This window comes from Mycobacterium sp., assembly GCF_049278535.1.
Lineage (GTDB): Bacteria > Actinomycetota > Actinomycetes > Mycobacteriales > Mycobacteriaceae > Mycobacterium.
Window position 1 is genome coordinate 1 of the sequence record NZ_JBAPMI010000077.1, and the last position, 1,789, is coordinate 1,789.

The 1,789-nt window shown below is 68.9% G+C and carries 2 protein-coding genes; one reads left to right on the forward strand and one right to left on the reverse strand.

Features of this window, described 5'->3' with window-relative positions; all coding sequences use genetic code 11:
- On the forward strand, positions 1-508 hold a 508-nt coding region (locus WAO18_RS04580), incomplete at its 5' end, for a glycosyltransferase (RefSeq protein ID WP_422204245.1).
- On the opposite strand, the gene WAO18_RS04585 is transcribed toward WAO18_RS04580, so the two are convergent.
- The coding region (locus WAO18_RS04585; protein WP_422204247.1) for a hypothetical protein at positions 492-1,789 on the reverse strand (1,298 nt) is incomplete at its 5' end. The two genes, WAO18_RS04580 and WAO18_RS04585, sit on opposite strands and share 17 nt — an antisense overlap.

Below are 1,789 nucleotides of genomic sequence, written 5' to 3' on the forward strand. Positions count from 1 at the left end.
CGCACTGACCGCCGCGGCCGAGCTGCGGCCATCGATTCCCGATCTGCACCTCGAGATCGTCGGCGGCGGATGGTGGTCGGAGCGCCTGACCGATCACGCGGCGCGGCTCGGTATCAGCGACGCGGTGACCTTCCACGGGCACATCGACGACGTCGCCAAACACCATGTCATCCAACAAGCTTGGGTGCACGTGCTGCCGTCGCGCAAAGAAGGATGGGGTCTGGCGGTCATCGAGGCGGCCCAGCATGCGGTGCCCACCATCGGCTACCGGTCCTCGGGCGGCCTGGCCGACTCGATCATCGACGGGGTGACCGGTGTGCTGGTCGACGGTCATGACGATCTGGTGGATCGGCTGCAACAGTTGCTCACCGATCCGGTGCTGCGCGACCAACTCGGCGCCAAAGCGCAAGCGCGCAGCGCTGAATTCTCTTGGCGGCAAAGTGCGGAGGCAATGCGATCGGTGCTGGAGTCCGTGGTGGCCGGGGACCGCGTCACCGGGGTGGTGTAGCACCGCCCGGCCGGCGTCGCCGGCCCGCTACGGCTGCCCCGACAGCTCCCGCTATCAGCATTGCCAGCCATGCCAGGTGCGCGGTGATCACCGTCGCCCGCCGACCCGCCGACGCGCCGGCTGTTGCGCCGCCGACGCGATACAACACCAGGTCCCGCCCGCGATAGGCCACCTGTAACCGGCCGAATGTCTCTGCGGCCGAGCCCATATCGCCGGGTGTGCCCAACTCGACCACCAGCCATCCGACGCCGGCCCGACGAAGATCGACCGAATCACCACCGGCCAACAACAGCTGTTGCACATCGCGGGCCCGGTTTCCCTCACCGAGAACCGTCGTCCCCGAAATGGTCAGGTCGCCGGTGGTCAGGACGTCAGCGCGCAGCCAGCGCGGCAGCGGATCCAGCACCGGCGCCGGACCGGACCAGGCGAATCGCCGCATGGTGTCGGCCGGCAACACAGCGACCTCTGCGGGAGCGCGGTTGATCGCCGCTGCAACGGCCGGCCAGTCGCTCGGATAGCGCACCGACTCGACCTTTCCCCCTACACCCCAAGCCAAGTCGGGAAGCGACAGCAGCAGCGCGGCGCTGCACAACAGTGCCGCGGATGCGGGTCGCAACCAACGCCGCAACACCAGCACCGCGCCCGCTCCGGCCAGCGCATAGCCGGGCATCGCCAACGCGACCCACTTCTGCCCGTCTCGCAGCACGCCCAGGCCGGGCGCGGCATCGACCAGCGTGTGCAGCGCGGCCAGGCCCGGGCCGGTGGCCATCGCCGCGAGTATCAGCACCGATGCCATCGCCAGTATCAGCAACGGCAGCGCCATCCGGTGACGTGTCAGTGTGACGACTCCCGTCGCAACCACCGCGAGCAGCACGACTGCCGACAACACCGCGAAAAGCGTTGCCCGCGAGTATGGTACAGCCTCAGCGTTCCAGATGCCGCCCATGCTTGCCAGGCTGCCGAGTGTGCCCAGGCCCGGCTCGGCGCGTGCCGCGAAGGCGGCGATACCCGGAGCGCGAGCCCAGATATGGTCAGCCGACGACAAGCCGAGTGCGGCTGCGGTCAGCCAGGGCAGTGCCGCGATCACCGCGCCCACCAATGTGATTGCAAAGCATCGCCACCGGGAAAGGCCGGCACCCGGCGCCGCCACGCAGACCAACCCGACGGTGGCGGCAAGGATCAGCCCGGTCGGAGTCAGGCCGGCCAACGCGATCCAGAACGTCAGCCTGAAAATGCATGGCCACCAGCGACTCTCGACCGATCGCAGCGCCAGAGTCGTCG